The organism is Acinetobacter sp. D009 (assembly GCF_038562025.1).
Classification (GTDB): Bacteria; Pseudomonadota; Gammaproteobacteria; order Pseudomonadales; family Moraxellaceae; genus Acinetobacter; species Acinetobacter pittii.
Genome location: NZ_CP151886.1, coordinates 3,429,302 through 3,450,681 on the forward strand (window position 1 = coordinate 3,429,302; position 21,380 = coordinate 3,450,681).

General features: G+C 40.3%; 13 protein-coding genes. 7 read left to right on the plus strand and 6 right to left on the minus strand.

The window, feature by feature from the left end:
- Positions 1-72: 72 nt before the first annotated feature.
- The 5 genes from AAC388_RS16370 (at position 73) to AAC388_RS16390 (ending at position 5,149) form a co-directional block, all read left to right on the plus strand.
- Positions 73-1,917 carry a monovalent cation:proton antiporter-2 (CPA2) family protein gene (locus AAC388_RS16370; protein ID WP_068612584.1) on the plus strand — a complete coding sequence of 615 codons (1,845 nt, stop codon included), beginning with the start codon at positions 73-75 and terminating at the stop codon, positions 1,915-1,917.
- A gap of 163 nt (positions 1,918-2,080) precedes the next feature.
- On the plus strand, positions 2,081-2,956 hold the full coding sequence (locus tag AAC388_RS16375) for an Hsp33 family molecular chaperone HslO (RefSeq protein ID WP_309166006.1): 876 nt from the start codon (positions 2,081-2,083) through the stop codon (positions 2,954-2,956).
- Positions 2,957-3,093: 137 nt separating this feature from the next.
- Positions 3,094-3,705 (plus strand): LysE family translocator, encoded by a 612-nt coding sequence (locus AAC388_RS16380; protein WP_060465203.1) that lies wholly within the window; start codon positions 3,094-3,096, stop codon positions 3,703-3,705.
- A gap of 146 nt (positions 3,706-3,851) precedes the next feature.
- A complete protein-coding gene (locus AAC388_RS16385; protein WP_342370940.1) occupies positions 3,852-4,808 on the plus strand; it encodes a DnaJ C-terminal domain-containing protein in 957 nt (318 codons plus the stop codon).
- Positions 4,809-4,819: 11 nt separating this feature from the next.
- Positions 4,820-5,149 (plus strand): chaperone modulator CbpM, encoded by a 330-nt coding sequence (locus AAC388_RS16390; protein WP_002114963.1) that lies wholly within the window; start codon positions 4,820-4,822, stop codon positions 5,147-5,149.
- 228 nt (positions 5,150-5,377) lie between these two features.
- Here the strand turns inward: AAC388_RS16390 and AAC388_RS16395 are convergent, their stop codons facing one another.
- The 3 genes from AAC388_RS16395 to rpsO all read right to left on the minus strand — a co-directional run bounded on the left by AAC388_RS16395 (position 5,378) and on the right by rpsO (position 9,289).
- Positions 5,378-6,589 (minus strand): magnesium transporter CorA family protein, encoded by a 1,212-nt coding sequence (locus AAC388_RS16395; RefSeq protein WP_342370941.1) that lies wholly within the window; start codon positions 6,587-6,589, stop codon positions 5,378-5,380.
- A gap of 85 nt (positions 6,590-6,674) precedes the next feature.
- The gene (pnp, locus tag AAC388_RS16400) at positions 6,675-8,762 is read right to left on the minus strand and encodes a polyribonucleotide nucleotidyltransferase (protein WP_170814194.1); all 2,088 of its coding nucleotides are present in this window, start codon (positions 8,760-8,762) and stop codon (positions 6,675-6,677) included.
- Between the two features lie 257 nt (positions 8,763-9,019).
- Positions 9,020-9,289, minus strand: a complete 270-nt coding sequence (rpsO, locus tag AAC388_RS16405; protein ID WP_002114951.1) for a 30S ribosomal protein S15 — start codon at positions 9,287-9,289, stop codon at positions 9,020-9,022.
- 210 nt (positions 9,290-9,499) lie between these two features.
- On the opposite strand from rpsO, the gene AAC388_RS16410 reads away from it, so the two are divergent.
- Positions 9,500-10,798: an EstA family serine hydrolase gene (locus tag AAC388_RS16410; protein ID WP_045126415.1), complete on the plus strand. Its 1,299-nt coding sequence runs from the start codon at positions 9,500-9,502 to the stop codon at positions 10,796-10,798.
- A gap of 701 nt (positions 10,799-11,499) precedes the next feature.
- On the opposite strand, the gene recD is transcribed toward AAC388_RS16410, so the two are convergent.
- The 3 genes from recD to AAC388_RS16425 form a co-directional block, all read right to left on the minus strand.
- A complete protein-coding gene (recD, locus tag AAC388_RS16415; RefSeq protein ID WP_342370942.1) occupies positions 11,500-13,251 on the minus strand; it encodes an exodeoxyribonuclease V subunit alpha in 1,752 nt (583 codons plus the stop codon).
- 108 nt (positions 13,252-13,359) lie between these two features.
- The gene (locus AAC388_RS16420) at positions 13,360-17,058 is read right to left on the minus strand and encodes a UvrD-helicase domain-containing protein (RefSeq protein WP_206221813.1); all 3,699 of its coding nucleotides are present in this window, start codon (positions 17,056-17,058) and stop codon (positions 13,360-13,362) included.
- Between the two features lie 3 nt (positions 17,059-17,061).
- Entirely contained in the window at positions 17,062-20,697 is a 3,636-nt protein-coding gene (locus AAC388_RS16425) for an exodeoxyribonuclease V subunit gamma (RefSeq protein ID WP_342370943.1), read from the minus strand.
- Between the two features lie 169 nt (positions 20,698-20,866).
- Between AAC388_RS16425 and AAC388_RS16430 the strand changes: the two genes are divergently transcribed.
- Positions 20,867-21,373, plus strand: a complete 507-nt coding sequence (locus tag AAC388_RS16430; RefSeq protein WP_005079307.1) for a hypothetical protein — start codon at positions 20,867-20,869, stop codon at positions 21,371-21,373.
- Positions 21,374-21,380: the final 7 nt, after the last annotated feature.

The following is a 21,380-nucleotide window of genomic DNA, read 5'->3' on the forward strand; positions in this document are numbered from 1 at the left end:
CTTGAATATCATAGTGTGAAGAAGCCTTTTTGGCTTTACACTTAAAAGAGACTAATACATTCGAGGCAATGAATGTCATTCTTACTGCAAGCAACAATTTTTCTTGGAGCTTCTCTGATTTTAGTCCCTCTTGGCAAACGCCTAGGGATAGCAACAGTTTTAGGTTATTTATTTACAGGAATACTTCTGGGCCCTAGTGTTTTAAATATTGCACATGACCCTGAAGCAATTATGGAACTTGCCGAATTTGGCGTCATCTTACTGATGTTCCTGATTGGCTTAGAGTTGCGCCCCCAACGTTTGTGGGAAATGCGTGACTCTATTTTTGTAATGGGAAGTCTGCAAGTCCTCATTAGTGGGGCTATTCTTATGCTGATCGTACTATTACTCTTTCAAGAGCAGCTTTCTGTCAGCTTTGTGGTTGGTTTTGCCCTTGCGCTGTCTTCTACAGCTTTTGTATTACAGCTTCTGACCGAAAAGCAGCAACTCAATACGACTTATGGTCAGCAGTCTTTTTCCATTTTACTCTTTCAAGATATAGCGGCTATTCCCTTACTTGCCATCATTCCATTATTGGCAGGAACAGAATCAACCCATCATGGGGTGGCTTATTTTGCGGCTATCATTGCAACGTTTACTGGTCTATTTCTGTTTAGTCGCTATGTGATGCGTCCCTTCTTCCGCTTTGTTGCTAAAAGTGGAGCGACTGAACTTATTACAGCAGTAGGATTATTTATTATTCTTGCTGTTGTGTTGCTTATGGACACTTTAGGAATTAGCACCACATTAGGTGCATTCCTTACAGGTGTATTATTAGCAGATTCAGAATTTCGCCACGAAGTTGAAGCGAGTATTGCACCGTTTAAAGGTTTATTGCTTGGCTTATTCTTTATGACCGTCGGCATGACTACACAGCTGTCACTGCTCATTGAAATGCCTTTGCTTATTATTGGTGGTGCAGTCGGCTTATTGCTCATCAAAACGCTGATATTGACCGCTATTGCCCGCTATAAAAAATATAGTTGGAATAACAGTTTGCTTTTAGGTACTTGCTTGGCACAAGGCGGAGAATTTGCTTTTGTGATTTTGAGTCTTGCAAAAAGTGAGAAGGTTTTAACTCAAGCTATATTAGAACCAGTGACCCTGATCGTAACATTGTCGATGGTACTTACTCCAGTAATTTACTGGATTATGGCAACTCAGATCATTCCTTTGTTTAATAAAGAACGTCCACCTGAATATGACGAAATTCCTCAGCAGGATAACCCGATTATCATTGCAGGTTTTGGTCGATTTGGACAAATCATCGCGCGTATTGCTCGCCTACAACATTTAGGCTTTACTGCAATCGACAACAATCTTCATCAAGTGGACTTTGTTCGTCGCTACGGCGGCAAGCTCTATTATGGCGATGTAACCCAGCCCGATTTACTGCGTTCTGCCGGTATTGAAAAAGCTAAAGTATTTATTTTAGCAATCGATGATGTTGAAGACTCTATGAATGTCGCACGTCATCTTAGATTAAATTATCCAAACTTAAAGCTGTTGGCTCGTGCTCGTGACCGCCACCATGTCCATCTTTTAAGAGATTTAGGTGTTGAATATATTTGGCGTGAGACGTATTTATCTTCATTAGGAATGGCTTATCGCGCTTTGCGAGAACTTGGGATCTCTGATGAACAAGCCTATAACAATATCGAAATCTTTCGGGATTATGATGAGAAATTGCTCATACAGCAGCAAAGTATTTATACTGATGAACAGAAGATTTTTGAAACACATCGTAATGCCTTAGCCGAGCTTGAACATTTGTTTGAAAGTGATGCGCAGCAACAGGCTACATCAAAACATGATGTTAATTTAAAGCGTCATTTACAACCAAATCGCATCGACATTACAAGAGATCATCTAGAATAACTTGAGATTTCAGAAAATGGCTATATTAAGGACTTATTCACATTGCCTAAATAATTGGACAATGGGCACAAAGCTGCCCCTGTCCGGCTTGCGGCTTAGCTGCATTTCCTGAGCTTGATTAAAACGAAATAGTTATACTCTGCTTAGGGCCCTGGAGAATATTATGTCTGATTTACGCCAACGCTTTTATATAGAGAACTTTCCAGTACGTGGAGAAGTAGTTCATCTAGAAGAAGCCCTACAAACTATCTTAGCTCAACGTGACTATATGCCTGCGGTTAAAATTCTGCTAGGTGAAATGTTGAGTGCGACTGCATTACTTGCAAGTACACTAAAAATCAAAGGCCGTATCAGCTTGCAAATCCAGGCTAGCGGCACCTTCAAATGGGCGATGGCTGAATGTAACCATTTAGGAGAGGTTCGTGCTTTAGCGGACTATGAAACCGACCCTCGCTTTGTTGAAGCAACAGACAGCAGCACAGTTCTTGGCGCTTTAGTTAATCCGGTTTTATTTATTAATATTGAACCGGAATTTGGTGAACGTTATCAAGGGATCGTGCCGCTTGATCAAGTAACTTTAGCGGGTTGCTTGATGCAATATTATGATTTGTCTGCACAAATTCCAACTCGTATTGTGTTGGCAAGTACAGATAAACGTTCTGGTGGTTTACTGATTCAACTCTTACCACGTCATGATGAAGAAGAGCAAAACTTGGTTGATGAAGATTTATGGCCACGTTTGACGATGTTGACTGAAACATTAAAAGCTGAAGAGCTTACCAATTTAGATGCAAATGAAATCTTATATCGTTTATATAACGAAGAAGAAGTTCGTTTACCAGAAATTGAAACATTAAAATTTGGCTGTACATGTTCAAAAGAACGCTGTGCAAATGCCCTGATTCAAATTGGTGTAGACGCTGTTCACGAAACCCTAGAACATCAGAACCCGATTCGTATGGACTGTCAGTTCTGTAATACGCAATATACCTTTACCGCTGAAGAAGCTTTAGCATTATTTGGTGAACATTTAAGTTAATATTTTAATTTTATAAAAAGGCGGTTATACCGCCTTTTTATTTACCTGTATTTTTTGATGATAATTTTCAACATGTTAATTTAAATAGGATAATATAAGGCTACTTTATAGCCTAATAAATAAGATGCCTAAATACCATGGATTATTTTGATTATTTTCTCTTTATTTTTAGTGTAGTTATTATGATTGCGACCCCTGGCCCTGTCATGATTTTAGTTGCAAGCGCTGGACTTAAAGGAGGCTATAAAAAAGCACTTGAAACCATTTTTGGTACAAACCTAGCATCCCTTGTTTTAATTTTTATTTCAGTACTGGTTTTAAAAGGAGTACTGAGTGTTAATGATAGTTACCTCAATATCATTCGTATTTTAGGCTGCCTATATATTGGTTATTTGGGTTTGAGTATTCTCAAAGAAGTTATTCAAGCTCCTCACCCAGAAGCAATACAAACAGTTTCAGCACAAAATGGTGGCTTTAAAAAAGGTTTTCTCGTCGGTATTTCAAACCCAAAAGATATTATCTTTTTCTCGGCTTTCTTTCCGCAATTTGTCTCTATTACACCTCAGTTAAATTTAAGTCTAACCCTACTTACGCTGACATGGATTGTTTTAGATTTCCTCACACTATCTTTGGTTTATATCTTTTTCCGCCGCCTTGCTAACAGCCATTTATATCCCAAAATATTAGGCCTATGCGGTTTATTACTTCTACTTATTGCCCTGTATGGCTTATATCAAAGTTTCATCTAAATCCTGAGAGGTATAGTCTAATTTTTCTATACCTCTTTAGGTTCCTCTGCATTTCGTAATAGAACAACTCTTATACAATCTAGCTTATTGAAAACTCTAAAAATCGTTTCATAATGAAATAAACAACACCATCGTGATAAAACATTATGGCAAAAAATTATTATGAAGAATTAGGGGTTACACGCAAAGCCTCTGCTGATGAAATTAAAAAAGCTTATCGAAAATTAGCCCGTAAATATCATCCCGACATCAGCAAAGAAAAAGATGCAGAAGAAAAAATGCAGGCCATTAATGTTGCCTACGACACATTAAGCAATGCAGATAAAAAAGCCGAATATGACCAAATGTTAGATCATCCTCAAGGTTTTAATAACTTTGGTCAAGGTGCTGCACAAGGTGGTTTTGATGGAGCACAGTTTTATCGTCAAGGTTTTACAGGCGGTGAACAAGCAGACTTTAGCGGTTTTGAAGATTTATTTGGTCGCTTTGGTGCAGGCTTTGGCGGTGGGCAACAACAATATCAAAGACAACAACGTAGTTATCGCGGTGAAGATCAACATGCCAGCATAGAGGTCGATCTTGATATTGCCTATCATGGTTCAACACAGCAAATTACTTTGCAAATTCCAACCATAAACGCTTATGGCGAACCTGAAGTTCAACGCAAAACCTTGCAGGTGAAAATACCAAAAGGCATGAAAGAAGGTCAACAAATTCGCTTAAGTGGACAAGGCCAAAGCGGGATTAATGGCGGTGCCAACGGCGATCTTTATATTGAAATCCAGTATAAAGATACAGACCGTATTCATGTTGAAGGCAGTGATGTGTATTTGACTGTAGATGTAACCCCATGGGAAGCGGCACTAGGTCAAGGTATTGAAGTAAAAACTCCAGCAGGATCCTTACATGTCAATTTACCTAAAAATGCAAAACAAGGACAACAGCTACGCTTAAAAGACAAAGGGATACCAAATAAAACGCCAGGCCATCTCTATTTAATTTTAAATATTGTATTCCCCCCAGCAAATTCTGAAAAAGAAAAAGAAGCGTATCAGCAACTGGCAGAAGCCTTTGCTTCATTCGAACCTCGTTCATCTCATTAGGGAGCAAGATCATGACAACCATTCACTATCGAGAAATTGTATATGACGGCCATACCTTTAGTGCAGAGGTCGTTGATGAACAATCGACATTTGATTTACAACAATTTGCCCAAGCTTGCGGCCAAAGTCCAGACTGGATTCTTCAGCTCATTGAATATGATATTTTATCAGTCGAGAACACACCTGAAGCACACCAGTTTATGGGCGAAGATGTCGCACGTGCACGTAAAGCTTATCGTTTACAACGTGACTTTGACGCAAGTTTGGCGGCAGTTGCTGTGATGTTAGATTTGATTGATGAAGTGCAACAACTTAGAAAACAGTTGAAGCATTTTCATTGAGATTTTTTCTTCTAAATAACCATTCAAGCAGGCATGAACTAAGGTGATGGGCGGCAGGGATGCCGCCTTTTGGACTGCGGTAACATGGATGTACCGTCAGTCTAATAAAGGGTTTTGTTACTTTTGCCCAGTCAAAAGTAAGGACAAACCTATATAAAAAATATCTAATTAAACCCTATAGTCAAGGCAATGCTAACCAAACAACTTTGCCATTTTTGGAAGTCTTTATTACTTTAATCGAGTAATCTTTTCCACTTCCTTCAAAGTCTGTTTAATCGGTTCATACTCCAAAAACCAGAACAAATTCATCCGATCTTGGCGATGCTGCTGGGCCAATAAGTCAATCACACTTTTTTCACCACGTCCAACCAAGTGCTGTCGATAAAAATAGTACAGTAATAAAACAGTACTTAGCAGCATGACACCCAGCATAATCCAGAAACCTACTGGTGATTTAAGTCCTGGAATAAACTCAAAGTTCATTCCATAAATACCCGTTAAAAGAGTAAGCGGTGCAAATACGGCAGTAATAATGGCAAGAATACGCATATTTTCATTGGTCTGGTTTGCAATTGCCGAGAAATGCAAATCAATCGCCGACTGAATGGCGCTACGTAAACGTAAAGTATGTTTTTGAATACGTTCGACATGACTCATTAAATCATTCAAACGAACCAACAGAAGGTCTTGAGAACTATGCGTCTTCTCACCAATAACATGATGATAATTTTCTACAATTTCATCTCGAAACTCTTGTAAGGTTTCGATTTGCTCTTCGCATAAATTTTCAACCTGCTGAAAGGCCATATTTTCATGAAACAGCTGATGCCATTGTTTAAAACGGCGATTACCTTGCAGCAATTGCTGTTGCCAATGCTCGACCCTTCTAGTCAAAGGTGAACGGATATCAAGGTAGCCATCCACCATACTATTGAGCAGTCGTAAACATAAATCTACAGGTGAATTAGGCAGCTTACGGGTTTTGTTTTGTTCTTCCAAAGTTTTACATAAAATATTTTCGAGACGTTGAATATAGTTTTCAATCGATTTATTGCCCTGCTCACGAACACTAATCAGAACTTTAGGAGTAAAAATAAAGCTAATCGGCGTGGTTGCTAGACCAAATACACTCTCATGGGATTCCCCATTTTTAATTTCATCATCAGGTGTAACGAGCTTTCTAAAAATAAGCAGGTCATATTCTTCAAGCGTATCAAATGCACAAGGATGCTCAATATTCGCAATATCTCGCATATGAAATTCATTAATAACCACGCCTGAAAGCTGCTGAATCTTTTGTTGCCATTCTTCGTTATGGTTCACCACATCAGCTCTGACACTATCAACCCAGAAAAACTCCAGAATGTGTTCATTATGCTGTTCACGGCTTAAAAAGACATAGCCGTCAGCTTGATGGCGATAAAAGTAATAAACCTGCATACCACAATGATCTGTTTTTGTATTACTTGCATCATGCCATAAAAAAAGTCCGCATCAAGCGGACTTTTTCATGTCACCAGAACAATTATGCTTGTTCAATGTCTTTCATAGTCAATTTAATACGACCACGATTATCAACATCAGCAACTTGTACTTTCACTTCTTGACCTTCTTTAAGAACATCAGTTACGTTCGCAATACGTTCATTTGAAATTTGCGAAATGTGAAGAAGACCATCAGTACCCGGCATGATATTTACAAACGCACCGAATTCTACGATACGGATTACTTTACCGTCATAGATCTTACCTGGTTCAACTTCAGCAGTAATTGCTTGAATCTTAGCAATTGCAGCTTTAGCAGCAGCTTTAGTTTCACCAAATACGCGAACAGTACCGTTGTCTTCGATATCAATTGCAGCTTTAGTTTCTTCAGTAATTTGACGGATAGTTGCGCCGCCTTTACCAATAACATCACGGATCTTGTCTGGATTAATGTTAATCACTTCAAACGTCGGTGCATGAGCACTAATTTCAGCACGCGCACGTGAAATGACTTTATTCATTTCGTTTAGGATGTGCATACGACCAGCAAATGCTTGGTTTAATGCAACTTCCATAATTTCTTCGGTAATACCTTCAATCTTGATGTCCATTTGAAGCGCAGTAATACCGTTTGCAGAACCTGCTACTTTAAAGTCCATATCACCTAAGTGATCTTCATCACCCAAGATGTCAGAAAGTACTGCGAAACGCTCGCCTTCTTTCACTAAGCCCATTGCGATACCCGCAACTGGTGCTTTAAGCGGAACACCTGCATCCATAAGTGATAATGAAGCACCACATACAGAAGCCATTGAAGATGAGCCGTTAGATTCAGTAATGTCAGATACAATACGAATTACATACGGGAAGCGGTCAGCAGCAGGAAGAACTGCTTGAACACCACGACGTGCTAAACGACCGTGACCAATTTCACGACGCTTAGGACCAGATTCGCGGCCTGTTTCACCTACAGAGTATGCAGGGAAGTTGTAGTGCAACATGAAGTTGTCAGTTTTAGTACCAGCAAGGGTATCAACCATTAACGCATCACGAGTATTACCCAAAGTTGTTGTTACTAACGCCTGAGTTTCACCACGTGTAAATAATGCAGAACCGTGTGCACGATCTAATACGCCAACTTGAACGTCGATAGCACGAACAGTTTTAGTATCACGGCCATCGATACGTGGCTTACCTGACAAGATGTTGTCACGTACTGTACGGTATTTAAGGTCTTCGAATAATTCGTTTACTTCATCAGCAATACCAGTTTCGTCATTTTCTGGAACGAACTGAGCTACAGCTTCTGCATAAAGTGCATCAAGTGCCGCGTAACGATCTTGTTTAACCGCAATTGTATATGCTTCAGAAATTTTAGCTTCGAAAGCTGCTTTTAATTGCTCAAGAAGAGCTTCGTTTTTAGTTGGAGCAACCCAAGTTGACTCAACAGCACCAGCAGCGGCAGCAAATTCTTTAATCGCTTGAATTGCGATTTGCATTTCGTCATGACCGAAAAGAACAGCACCAAGCATTTGGTCTTCTGAAAGTTCTTTCGCTTCAGATTCAACCATCAATACAGCAGATTCTGTACCTGCAACCACAAGGTCAAGGTCACTTTCTTTCAACTGTTCGAAGTTCGGGTTAAGAACATATTCACCGTTGATTAAACCAACACGTGCGCCACCAATTGGACCACGGAAAGGAGTACCAGCAATAGACAATGCTGCTGATGTACCAAGCATTGCTGCAATGTCAGCATCCATAGTTTTGTCAGAAGAAACAACAGTTGCTGTTACTTGGATTTCGTTGAAGTAACCTTCTGGGAACAACGGACGAATTGGACGGTCAATAAGACGTGAAATTAAAGTTTCAGCTTCAGAAGCACGACCTTCACGCTTACCGTAACCACCAGGAATACGACCAGCTGCATATTGTTTTTCTTGATAGTTAACTGTTAACGGGAAGAAGTCTTGACCCGCTTTTGCTTTAGGTTGAGCAACAACTGCAACTAAAACAGTTACGCCACCCATAGTGATTAAAACTGTGTTTGCTTGACGTGCAACGCGACCCGTTTCTAAAACGACTTGATGTTGACCGAATTGGAATTCTTTACGAACGATATTAAACATTGACATGTATTGTATTTTCCTAATTTTATTCTAGTGAGACCCCTAAGGTTTGGCATTCAGACTACACCGATTGGTAGATAAATGACAAAGCTTAGAAGCCATCACACTAGATCAATTATTTAAAATAAGTTAAACGCAAAGAAGGAGCGCACAAGCGCCCCTTCTAAAAATCACTTAACCTAACATTAAGTGAAACTCTCTTTTCAGCGATAAAGCATTGCGACATGCGAAATAGCGAAAACAAAGTGAAAATCGAATTAACGACGTAAACCTAAAGCACCGATCAAAGCAGTGTAACGACCATGGTCTTTACCATTTAAGTAGTCGAGCAATTTACGACGTTGGTTAACCATACGGATCAAACCACGACGGCTGTGGTGGTCGTGTTTGTGAGCTTTGAAGTGACCTTGTAAATCATTGATTTGAGCAGTCAATAAAGCTACTTGTACTTCTGGTGAACCAGTGTCATTTTCAGCGCGAGCAAATTTAGCAATGATCTCTGCGCGGTCTGCATTAGTTAAAGCCATTCGATTTCTCCGAGATGCTTAAAAAAGTAAACGATATGAATCAGTTGAGGCAACTGACTGCCGTGCATCACTACAGCAAGTCGCCTATTTTAAGGTATCTATAGGTGGATTGCAAAATAGTTTTCAGTAACTTGTCATTTTAGACACTGACATGAAGACCTTAACCCTGCACACTAGCCTCGAATAAAAAGAAAGAAGCGCGAGGGACGTGTGAAAATTTTTTCAACCAACACTTGTCCAGTACCGGACAATATTGAGCAAGTCATTCGGCAAAAAGATGAAGTTGCTGCTGAACAGGGTGGAATGAGTGATCACCAGATTCAAAAAATCTGGAAAAGTATAGAAGCACTATATAAAACCGGAAACTATCCACTCATTACCTTTTGCTTACGCAGACAAGGTAAAATTTTACTCAATCGAAGCATTGGATATGCTCAAGGGAACTCTCCAGCAGGCCTTCAAGAAAATGCCCTGATTGCAACACCTGATACACCTGTTTGCCTATTTTCAGCATCAAAGATGATCACAGCCATGTTGATTCATCTATTAGATGAAAAAGGCGAAATCAATTTGCTTGATCCCGTGAGCTATTATGTTCCTGAATATGGGGTAAATGGTAAGCGTCGTGCAACGATCTTTCATTTATTAGCACATCGTGGCGGCATTCCTTATATTGATGGCGATGTCACACCAGATTTATTATTTGATAAAGACGAAATTTTAAAACGTTTATATGCTGCCCGACCTGTGTCTCCTGCTGGCAATCACCTTGCCTATCATGCTGTTACGGCAGGTTATATTTTAGGAGAAGTCATTGAACGGGTGACTGGGCAGGATTTACGTGAATTTGTACATCAAACTATCGAAAAACCAATGGGGATGCCTTATTTCAATTATGGCTTAAAACCAGAATACCGTTCAGAAGTCGCCTTAAACTGTGCAACAGGTCTGCACCCTCGCCTTGGTACCGATCACTACCTGAATCATGTGTTAGGTGGTGGTTTACAACTTGCAGTTGATGTAACTAACGATAGTCGTTTTATGGACACCATTTGCCCAGCTGGAAACATCTATACCAGTGCAGAACAAGCCGGCCGCTTCTTTGAAATGCTTTTAAGTGGTGGAAGCTACGGCGGTCAGCAAATCTTTAGTGAGAAAACGATTTTCAGAGCAACACTTCCAACCACAGGCGTTAACATTGACCGTACTTTGCTAATTCCAATGCGCTATGCTTTAGGACCAATGTTAGGTAGCAATCCTGTAGGTCTTTTTGGCCCAATGACAGGACAAGCATTTGGTCATTTAGGATTCTCTAACATTTTATGTTGGGCCGACCCTGAAAGAGATATCAGTGTTTCCTTATTAACAACTGGTAAATCTGTAGTGGGTACTCACCTGCCTGCTTTAGCTAAAGTGCTCTATCAAATCTCAACCCAATGTCCACGTATACCAAGAGATCAACGCCGTTCGTTATTTGGTAGTGATTCTCATGAAACTGACTTAGTGTAGAAACAAATAAAAAACCCAAGCATTTCTGCTTGGGTTTTTTGCGCTGTAGTTTTTGTTTATCGTGTTATTACTGTTTTTATTGTCGTTGGTGAGATGCTAGTCACATCCTTCTTGTTGTTTTAACTCACTTCCGATGTTTTCGTTTCTATTTCCTTATGTGATGTATTGTGACATATCCAATTATGAAGAAAAGTAGTATTTTTCTTATCATCATGTAAGTGAAAACGTACAGGTCTGTATAATATTTGGTAAATAGCCATTTTTAACCTTTAACGTACAGTTCTGTATAACATATAACTTAACAATTCACAGGAAAAATGCCTGTTTTGAAATCATATTATAGATAAATATATTGATATTATTGATTTAAATCTTTAGACAAAAACAGAGTGAAGATAGTGTTAAAAACGAAACGTTCGAATGCTTTTTTAAACATAGTGAAAAGTAGAATATAAAAAAGCCCTGTAGTCTCTCCCAAAACTACAAGGCTTAGCGGCTGTAAGTTTCCTCTTTATACACCTACTTCATTGTAAGTTCGCAGTCTCTCGACTTAAGTTATTATTATTGTGCGATTTTGCCCGACATTCCGTGCCAAGCTCGTTGTGCGTTTATAATCTCAAAAACACGGGGTGTACTCTAGCAGCAAATATCTCGAATCTATGTAAGCTTTTTCTTACAAGGGTAAAAATATTAAGTTTGTCTTAACGAACTAACCGATTAACTTTTTGAACTAAACCGCTTTTTCGTGTAGTACGAACTGTAAATGCTTGTAATAAAGCCTCTTGATGTACTAAAAGACTGACTACTTTCTTAGCTCGTGTAATCGCAGTGTAAATAAGTTCTTGGCTTAATAAGTTCTTGGCAGCCTGATCTAAAACTACAGCAGTATGGGTAAATTCAGACCCTTGCGATTTATGAATCGTTAAAGCGAATGCACTCTGAATACTTTTAGGCAATCGATTTGCAGCGACCCATTTGTTCAAACTTGGAAAATATACTTCAAACTGCTGTGGCTGAGTCCTGTGCTCAAAGCACAAACCAATATCCCCGTTTGAAATACCGAGCTGATAATCGTTATAGGTCATCATTACAGGACGACCGACATACCATCCCCCTGCTGTCACTATTGAAAGTTGCTGCTGCAACCAACGCTGCGCATATTGGTTTAACTGCTGCAATCCAAACGGACCATGACGAACCGCGGTTAAAATCCGGTAATCATCAAATGCTTTTACTACATTTTGGACCTGTTCAATCGAGCGCTCTTCTTTTAAATAATTTTTTAGACTCTGTACATACCTCTGGAAACCGAGCATTAGCTTTTGATAATAGAGATCTAGGTCTAATTGATTCCCTTCTGGTAAATATTCAAGCTGAACAACATCAGGCATATCTGTTTGTAGAAGTATAGGTTTTAATTCTGAAGCTTGAACAATATCAATTTCAAACTGCTGCAAAACAGCTGCATGATCCTGTTGATAGGTTTGTGCCTGAATAAATTTGGCCACTTGTCCAATCAATGCCCCTTCAGCAAAACGACGACTGGTTTGTAATTGTACCCGGTTATCAGCCAATGCCTGTATTTGCTGCAAATCTGCAAGAACCGCGCCGACATCGACAGAAGCGAGCTGATTTGCATCTCCTAATAAAATAATTCGACAAGACTCAGGCACGGCTTCAAATAAAAGAGTAGCCAGATTTAAATCCAGCATGGAAGCTTCATCGACGACAATCACGTCATAAGGCAAAGGCTGTTTTTGATTAAACCGTGGTGTCTGGCTATGTCCCATCCCCAACAAACGGTGAATCGTTTGTGTTCCCTGATTTCTGAGCTCTTCACTCACTAATCCGGATTCAAGCAATTTAGGATCGTTAAATGAGTTCTGTAAAGCCTCTTGCATGCGCTGTGCTGCTTTACCTGTTGGAGCAGCCATTGCCACACGAATATGTGGAATTGCTTGGCTAAGTACAGCAATGATACGTGCAAGTGTATAAGTCTTACCTGTACCTGGCCCACCGGTAATAATACTCAAACTCTGCCGAGCAACCATTTGTAAAGCTGCCTGTTGATGCGGGTCTGTGAGTAGGTCTAAGTAGTCATCACAAGAGACTGGTTGAATTAATTGTTGCTTTAATCGACAAATTTGTTCTGCAAGTCGTTGCTCTAGGTGCCAATATCGGTATAATGCCAACCCCTGCTCATCATAGACGCATGGGGCAACATTTAAGGTTGCTTGATCGGCAGATATAGCAAGCTGACCAAGTGCTACAATTTGCTCTGAACTGATATCGATACAACTATCGCCTTGTAAGCTCGCTTCAATAAGCTGCTGCAAGTAAGAAGTGGCTTCTGACACTTGCGATTGTTCAGTAAATGGAGCCTGATTTAAGAAGTTACTCCACGTTGTTAACCAGCTTAAATCGGCTTGTTCAGAGCTGTTTAGATTGTCCACACACTTATCCACCTAGTTTTCCACACGCTTGTCCACATGGTTATAGACAGGCTTATCCACATACCAAGTATTTGTTAATCTTCAGATTACGCATTTTATCAGCATTTTTCATGCTATTTTATCCTCAGCAAAATACCCCAAAATGGCATCAAGACGCAGAATAAACTCGACGCTAGGTTCCCAATAATAGTACCCCTGCTCTGCTTCACCATTCATACCACGTAAATAAAGATAAGTTGCCCCACCCAAATGTTGCTCAATTTGGTAATCCTGCATTTTGACTTGCAAATAGCGATGTAACGCAACGAGATATAATCCTGCTTGTAACCAGTAACTTGCCAAAGACATGCTTTGAGCAATGCTATCGCTACGATAGTCTGCAAGATCATCACCTAAGTAATTACTTTTATAATCGGCAATGTGGTAACGCTGCCCATCAAAATAAACCAAATCGATAGAACCATTTAGGTAACGTGCTGAACGAGCCTCAAGTAACTCCGGCATATTCAACCCATACTCAGCGAAGAGTTGCTGAATACGAGTCATCGCTAGAACCCGATCTGACAATGCCAAATAAAAAGGAAACTCTGACAAATACTGCTCTTGTTGAAGCTGATTGAGCCGGAAACCTTGATCAAGCGGTGTTCGCAAAATATCTTTCAACCACTCTGCAACTGACTGGTAAAGCAGATTTTCTGCATCTTCCTCTTCTGGGAAACTCTCGTTATATTTATTAAGTAAATCTTGCCAAAGGCTACTATAGTCATTTTTAAAACGACGACGTATTTCTATGACCCAGTCATCTGAACATTGAAAATCAATATGCTCAAAGATTTCATGCAAGAAATTACCGGCAAGCGTTCCTCTAGGAAAGTTATTCTTTATCCAGTCAATCGGCTGAGCACTGATTGCTTCAGCAGTATTGATTAAGTCCAACTCATCTTCTGCCAATACAGCATCATTGCTCTGGCTGGCCAATAAATCTATGCCAGCCTTATGTTTTAAATGCTGTGCCAAGTAACTGAAACTGGTTTTCCCTCTCGAATAAAAACGTTGTTCAGGGAATCGTTGTGCTTGTATTTCAATAATACTTGTTTGTTTGGCTAAATGAATTGCCTGTGGAATCTGCTCCAAAACCATTTCATCCGTACAGCAACGGTGTTGAAAAGGCTCAGTCCTATTTTTCCAAAACGCAAGGCCTGATACTGATTTACCATCCCCATCTTGTAAAAGCGCATAGACGCGGTGGCTTGCTCGCGTTAAAGCGACATACCAAAGTCGATTCTGTTCAGCGAGCGCTCGTTCTTCGTGCTGCTTAAGTTCTATTTCATTCAAATAAGTCTTGTCAGCAATCGCAACGACACGTTGAGTCAAAGTCTGGTTTGAGTCCGGTTTGACAATATCTTGGGTCGAAAAATTGAGTGTTTTATTATTTTCTCGAAAGGGCTTATCTGCACCTAATAAAAATACAATCTTAAATTCCAGCCCTTTTGACTGGTGAATTGTCATGAGCTGAACACCAGCTTCGCTCGATAATTTACGCTCTAACTCCCAATCACGGTCAAGAGGAGAACGCAACTGTTTGAGATACCAGTGATAAAGGTTCTGAGCACCTGAGTATTTCTCACTGTGCTGACTCAGAATTTCAGTTAAATGACGCAAGTTCACCACAACCCGTTCATTATCTTTACTTTGGGCAGCGACCAAATTTTGCCATATATCAAACTGGATGAGGCATTGTTGCCATGCCACTAAAAAGCCTTGAGCGGACCACAACTCTCTAATCGTGTCAAAACCAGTCATAAACTGGCTTAACCCTTCGGCTGTCTGCTCAAGTTGCAAGAGTTGTTTTAAATCCATGGCAAATAGACGGCTAATTAAAGCTCGCTTCACTTTTGCCTCATCGTAAGGATGAAGTATGGCGGTCAACAAAGCACCCACATCTTGAGCAATCGTGCAGTCGAAAACACTTCGTTTTGATGGCCTATTAACCCGAATTCCTAAACGCTCTAGCTCAAATTGAACTTTATCCAACCCATCATGATTACGAGACAATACCGCAATATCATCTTCGTTTAAGACTTGAGTCTGAGCATCTTTTTGAAAATATAGCTGTCCAGCATGTGACTGGTTAAGTAGATCTCGAATCTTCCATGCAACTTGCTGAGCCTCTGTTTCTTTATCTTTGAGCATTAACCAGCGCAAAGGGTGAGGATTATGATTGTTCTGCTCAATCAGTACAGGATGAGGTCGAGTACCCGCTCGAATTGGGTCATATTGAACCTCTTCACCAAAGTCGATTTGCCTTTGAAATAAGGCGTCGACCACTTCAACCAGATCAGCAACAGAACGATGGTTATGAATTAACTTATATTCGCGGCCATGTTTGGCTTGAATATCTTTATAGGCATTTAAAAAGGTAAGCATATCCCCACCACGGAAACCGTAAATTGCCTGTTTACGGTCACCCACCATAATCATACAACCTTTTTGGTAGCGCTCTGGATGGCGCCAAATGCTCGCTAGCATGTCGTCTTGATCTTGGTTAGTGTCCTGAAATTCATCAACCAAAATTAAGGGATAACGTGCCTGAACAAATACAGCAAAACGCTGCCCCTGCTCACCTTTTAAAGCTTCAGAAAGTGTACGAATTTGCTGAGAAAAAGTAGTTTCACCTTTATTTTGCAAAACCTGAGGTAAACGTTTTTTCACCTCTACACATAAATAGGCTTTTAAAAAAATATGAAGCTGGTCGAACTGCTCGGCGTAGTTTTTCAGTACGCCAAATAGCTGTTGAATCTGTTGAATACAAGGATGCTGATAGAAACCATCTGAAATTTCAGCAGGACATTTCTTAAAAACTTTCTGATCGGCAAGTTGACCTAAAAACTTAAAAACAAGTTCTCGTTGTGCGGCTAATGACCCATCAAAAACCAAAATGCTGTCGCTTTGCTTTAGAACTTGTAGTAGCTGCGGTAAACATTCACTAAATAGTTTATTAAATGCCCCATTTCTAAATACTGTCCCGCTCACATGTTTATAGTGCTCGCCATCAAGCGAGTAATATGGTTCTAGAAGACTGATATCAATTTCTGCTGCCAGCTTTTTGAGCTGAGCAAGCTGTTCAAACTGAATGGTAGGCTTTTCGGGGAGTTTAAAGTGAGCCGAACTAAAATTCAGTGAGTCTTCGACCAGTTTGACAAAACTATCGACACTTTTTAATTCACCCGCCAGATACAACGCATCAATCACGGTCTGAGGTTGAGACTGTATCCATTCACGCAGTACATCATGAATCAGTTGACGACTATAAGTTTTGGCATCATCGGTGATTTGAGCGCGTTCAATTTTGCCACTCTCAAAAGCAAACTCACGTAATAGTTTTTGGCTAAAGCTATCGAGTGTTCCGACAAATAACTCGTCTAACTGATCTATAACCAATTTTAAACGTTCACACGCATAGGCAATACGCGTCGCAAAATGCTTTAGAATATGCTGGAGTAATAAGTCAGGTTCTTGCTCTGCCTGCGTAAGTAATTCTTGTTCTGTAAAACTACGCTTGGCATCTAAATAACGGTACGTTTCAACCAAACGTGCACGAATACGGCTTTTTAACTCAGCAGCAGCAGCACGGGTAAACGTGGTCGCAATGACTTGTCTAGGCAAGTATTTTTCAAGAAAGATACGGACCATCAAACTTGATAAGGTATAGGTTTTTCCTGTACCTGCCGAAGCTTCAATTAAGTGCAAGCCACTAAATTCAATATCAATAATAGGTTGATAAGACACCTGTACTCTTGAGTTCATGCCTTACTCCGAATGTTGAAATTGAAAAACCGGATGATACAAATCATACGCAAACTCATCACAAGCATGTTGAAGCAAAGCTTGCGCATCTTGTTCTTGCAAAATAAAGCTCCAGTCTTGATGCAACTTACAAGCTTCATTTTGAGTCATATCCATCGTAGTAAATGACCCTGTTTCATTCCAGTATTTTAGCAGCTCAGCATAGCTCTTCTCATCCAGTTTTGCTTTTTCTGTCTGATTTGTTGTTTCCCACTGATATGCTTTAGCTTTTTCTAACGGCTTTAATAATAAGGCTGCTGGTAAAACCAATGGTTGTTGCTGTGCATGGCGCCAGATTTTAAACCATGGCTGCAAATATTGCCGAGCTTGCTCAGAACTAATCCCACTACAAATCACAGTTTGATCGCTAAAAACCACAATACGGCGCTTTTCAGCTCCTGCACTTCCCTCGTTTAAGTAAGCTAACCAGAGCAGATATTCTAACCAAACTTTAGCACGTCTTTTTGCGCGAGCGCTTGAAGGTTCCATACTCACCCAGTCCCGAGTTTCAGACTTCGGAACGGTAATATTCATATGAAGCTGTTTAGCAATTCGCCAAATACGCTGAGTTGTTTGTGTCACTGCTGGTGCATAATGGTGAAGGCGTTCAAGTAAACATTCTTGCTCAAACACACCTTGTTGCCATGCACTATATTTGACTTTACCGACAGGCAGCTGATCAATTAATACTTCAGGTTGTGCTTGCTGTTCAGATTGTTGTAAAAAATGTCGGATCGCATAGCGCCCTAAACCATCTAATAATAAAGGTTCATTTTGGTCGAGCACTCCGACACTTCCTAAGTTTTCTACCCCTAAAGTTTTCAAATATAATCGTGCAGGGAATGTCACATCCTGTATCCACTGTTGGCTCTCTAAAACCAGCATGTCAGGCGCTTGTAACGGATAGGTTGTGTTCGCCCAAGGTTGGCGACTTCCTGAAACTTGCTGAATTTGTGAAGCGACCTTAAACCAGTGATCTTGGTAGCGAATAACACTTTTTTCTACAGTAAAACCTTTCGGGTCGAAGGGCTGTAAATCATGTAAGTGATAGAGTTGTTTTAACTGTGATGGAATTTCAATCCCTTCAATAACGACACTTTCAGGTACATCGTTTTCAGCTTTCACAATCAAGGCAAGATGTTCACGGAACTCTTGAAGAATACTGGAAGGTTCTCGCACCTCGCCATCGTTCACATCAAAGCCGTTATAAAACAGCCATAAATTGTCTTGGGCTAATAATAAAGCATCTAAAAACGCCCCTTGATCATCTTCAAGTCGAGAGCGATCGCCTAACTGTTGACGCAGTGCATCCATCAAATCAAATGGAACATGGGTATCGCGGTTTGGAAATTGCCCTGCATCCAGATTTAGCAGGACCATTAAACGATAAGGTAACGGTCGAATGTGTCCAATTTGGGCAAAAGTAATTTGCCCAGTCGGCTCAGCTTGCGCACTTTGACTTTCTAAAGTCCGTTGAATTTCTTCAATAATATAAGGTAGTGGCAAGGTAATTTTGCGCAAAGTTCCTGTTTCTGTCTCGGCGTAATAGCTTGCGAGCGTCAACATTCGCTCTTGTTTTTTAACAATTTCACGCACAGCTTTTAGAGCAGCAACACCAACCTGCTCAAATTCAACAATATCTTTGCCTAGTACCTGAAGCCAATATTCAACCGTATAGACTTTTCCTTGTTCATGCAGAGTCAGCCAATCACGGCGCTCATTCAAATCCTGATAAATCTGAATGAGTGTACCCACCAACTCGAAATCGCTCGGTTGAACTTTGGCATAACTCAACACCTGATTAAATGTTGCATGCACAGGCACAGCAATGCCAAGGGCCAATCGCTCTAAGGCAAATTTAAAACTATATCGATAATCATCATCACCGTCACACAAACTGCGCTTGAGATGCTCTGCATCAAGCCCTCGTTTAAAGCCTGCATCGGCAAGCAAATTTAGAATTCGCTCAACCTGAACATATTCAAGTTCATAACGTTGCTGGGTCGCATGTAAACTTAACCAATCAGCAAAATCATCAAAGCTAAAACGCCCCTGCATCAGTTGAATACGCCCAATCACGGCACGCCAAGCATTAAGTGCATCAAGTGATGCAACACCTGCAATCTTTACTGGCAAATGCACACCCTGCTCAGCGGCAGTAGCAGGAAATACACTTCGAATTAAAGGCTCTATGTCGGCCAAATTAGGAACTAAAACTAAAATATCGTTTGGTCGGCGCGGCTGTTCATGTGGTTTAGACAACCAACCAATCAACTGCTCTTTTAAAACTTCAAGCTGACGTAAAGTTGAATGACAAACATGAATCTGAATCGAGTCATCGTCTGGAGCGAGTTCATATTGCTTAGCTTGCGGTTCTACCAAATGCAAAATATCTGACTGAACTTTACCGAGCAGACTTTCAGGAAAATCATCCACAAAAGCATCAACCCACTTACCTTCTTCACCCGTAGATAAATTCGACAATAGTGAAAAGTGGTCGCGGGCTTGTTTTCCTAATCTGGTTAAAAGCGGATGTCTAGACTCACGCGCTTCAGCATTAAAATTGAGTGTAAATTTATTAAAGAAATCGCTAATTTCAGCATCTGTAGCCTTCGGATTTTTCGCAATAAAACGTTCTTTTACTCCTAAGTCATAACGCTGCTTCCAGAGTGGATCGACACTATCGGCCCAATATTCTTGTGAAGGGTTATAGTGCAAAATCAGTACATCAACGTATTGTCCTAAACGGCGCAAGAACTGTAACTGGCTTGGCGGCAAATCTAATAACGTAAAGATCACCACCTGATTAGGTAATCTTGTAATAGCACGCTTACTGCGGTCTGGATGATCTAACTCTTGCCAAAACAATGCATCAATTTGCTGCATCTGCAAAAAGTCATCATGAAAATGTTGTTGCCATAACCAACGCTGCCAACGTTCTAGCTCCTCAGTTTGATGTAATGCAAAAGCAGTCACTTCTTCATCTTTTTGCACAATATATTTTTCAATATCGAGTGCTCGGCCCTGCCCCCAAGCAGACAACCAGTTTTCCGGACAGGTACAACTATTTTCACAACCACGCTGACACTGCCCACGATAAATCATATAGTTACTAAATAGATCGGCAACCTGCTCAGCGACCCAGTACAGCATTTTTTGTTTTTTTAATTGTTTGTCTATGCCTTGTTCGAGTCGATCTGCGCTGTCATAAATACGCTGGACAATAGAATGTAAAGGATGCGACGAATCTATACTTATCGTGTCAGGTTGAATGAATTCGTGCAAAGCTTGATGCACCCGCCATTTAAAAATTAAACGTGGGATGTTCGCTTTACGAACCTGTTCTTTATGCGCAGTTAAAACTTGCTGGTAGGCGTACCACTGGAAGCCGCGTACCCGTTGGTGAAACTGGTAATTAGCACTCATGCCTTGCTGTTCTGCAAGTTTTTGTATCAGCCACTGCTCGACCGCAGGACTTGGAACAATAAAATGCTGGGTTTTCAAAACCTGTAATGGATGCGTTGAAGCTTGAGATGTAGACGTCAATACACCTTGCAACAACACATCAATACGTTGACTTTGAATAACATGAATCCCCATTTATTTCATATCCTGCTTGCATAATTTATGCACAAAATCATAAACATTCATTACTATACAACTGAATCTGACTATGTCACGTTGGTTTAAACACAGCATAATTTAACTTTAGGTGTCACTTACACTTGGTTTAAATGACGCCATCAAGAAACTTATACAGGTAGACATTATGAAAATTGACAAGATTCCTGACTATATTGATCCTAGCCTAAATCTGGAACAAATTCGCGATGAGTGTCATGATCTCATCAAAAAAAGAGCTTACGTCTCAGCAGGAGCGGCAATTGTACCGATTCCTTTTTTTGACGTGGCAGTCGATTTGGGAATTTTGTCGTACCTTATTCCAGATATCAATTCCCGTTTTGGCTTAGCACCTGAACACGTGAGTGTCTACGACCCGAAAACTAAAACAATTCATTGGGATGAACTACGTAAACGCGGTTTTGAATTTTCAGGCTTTGTAGTAGCGCGTACTACAGTTAAAAAAACATTTAATGGCTTTCTTGGCAAAATCGTAACGAAACAGGTGACTAAATTTATACCACTAGGTGGGCAAATTGTAGCAGCAAGTTTGGGCTATTTCATGATGAAAAAAATAGCAGAAACTCATCTGAATGATAGTTATAACCTTGCAAAACGTATTCAGCAAAAAAGCCGTAGCACTATTGTAAATTAATGTTTGC

Coding starts and splice junctions, on each gene's coding strand:
- AAC388_RS16430 (WP_005079307.1), top strand. CDS start 20,867: ATGAAAATTGACAAGATTCCTGACTATATTGATCCTAGCCTAAATCTG.
- AAC388_RS16420 (WP_206221813.1), bottom strand. CDS start 17,058: ATGAACTCAAGAGTACAGGTGTCTTATCAACCTATTATTGATATTGAA.
- AAC388_RS16370 (WP_068612584.1), top strand. CDS start 73: ATGTCATTCTTACTGCAAGCAACAATTTTTCTTGGAGCTTCTCTGATT.
- AAC388_RS16375 (WP_309166006.1), top strand. CDS start 2,081: ATGTCTGATTTACGCCAACGCTTTTATATAGAGAACTTTCCAGTACGT.
- AAC388_RS16425 (WP_342370943.1), bottom strand. CDS start 20,697: ATGGGGATTCATGTTATTCAAAGTCAACGTATTGATGTGTTGTTGCAA.
- pnp (WP_170814194.1), bottom strand. CDS start 8,762: ATGTTTAATATCGTTCGTAAAGAATTCCAATTCGGTCAACATCAAGTC.
- AAC388_RS16380 (WP_060465203.1), top strand. CDS start 3,094: ATGGATTATTTTGATTATTTTCTCTTTATTTTTAGTGTAGTTATTATG.
- rpsO (WP_002114951.1), bottom strand. CDS start 9,289: ATGGCTTTAACTAATGCAGACCGCGCAGAGATCATTGCTAAATTTGCT.
- AAC388_RS16390 (WP_002114963.1), top strand. CDS start 4,820: ATGACAACCATTCACTATCGAGAAATTGTATATGACGGCCATACCTTT.
- AAC388_RS16395 (WP_342370941.1), bottom strand. CDS start 6,589: ATGCAGGTTTATTACTTTTATCGCCATCAAGCTGACGGCTATGTCTTT.
- AAC388_RS16385 (WP_342370940.1), top strand. CDS start 3,852: ATGGCAAAAAATTATTATGAAGAATTAGGGGTTACACGCAAAGCCTCT.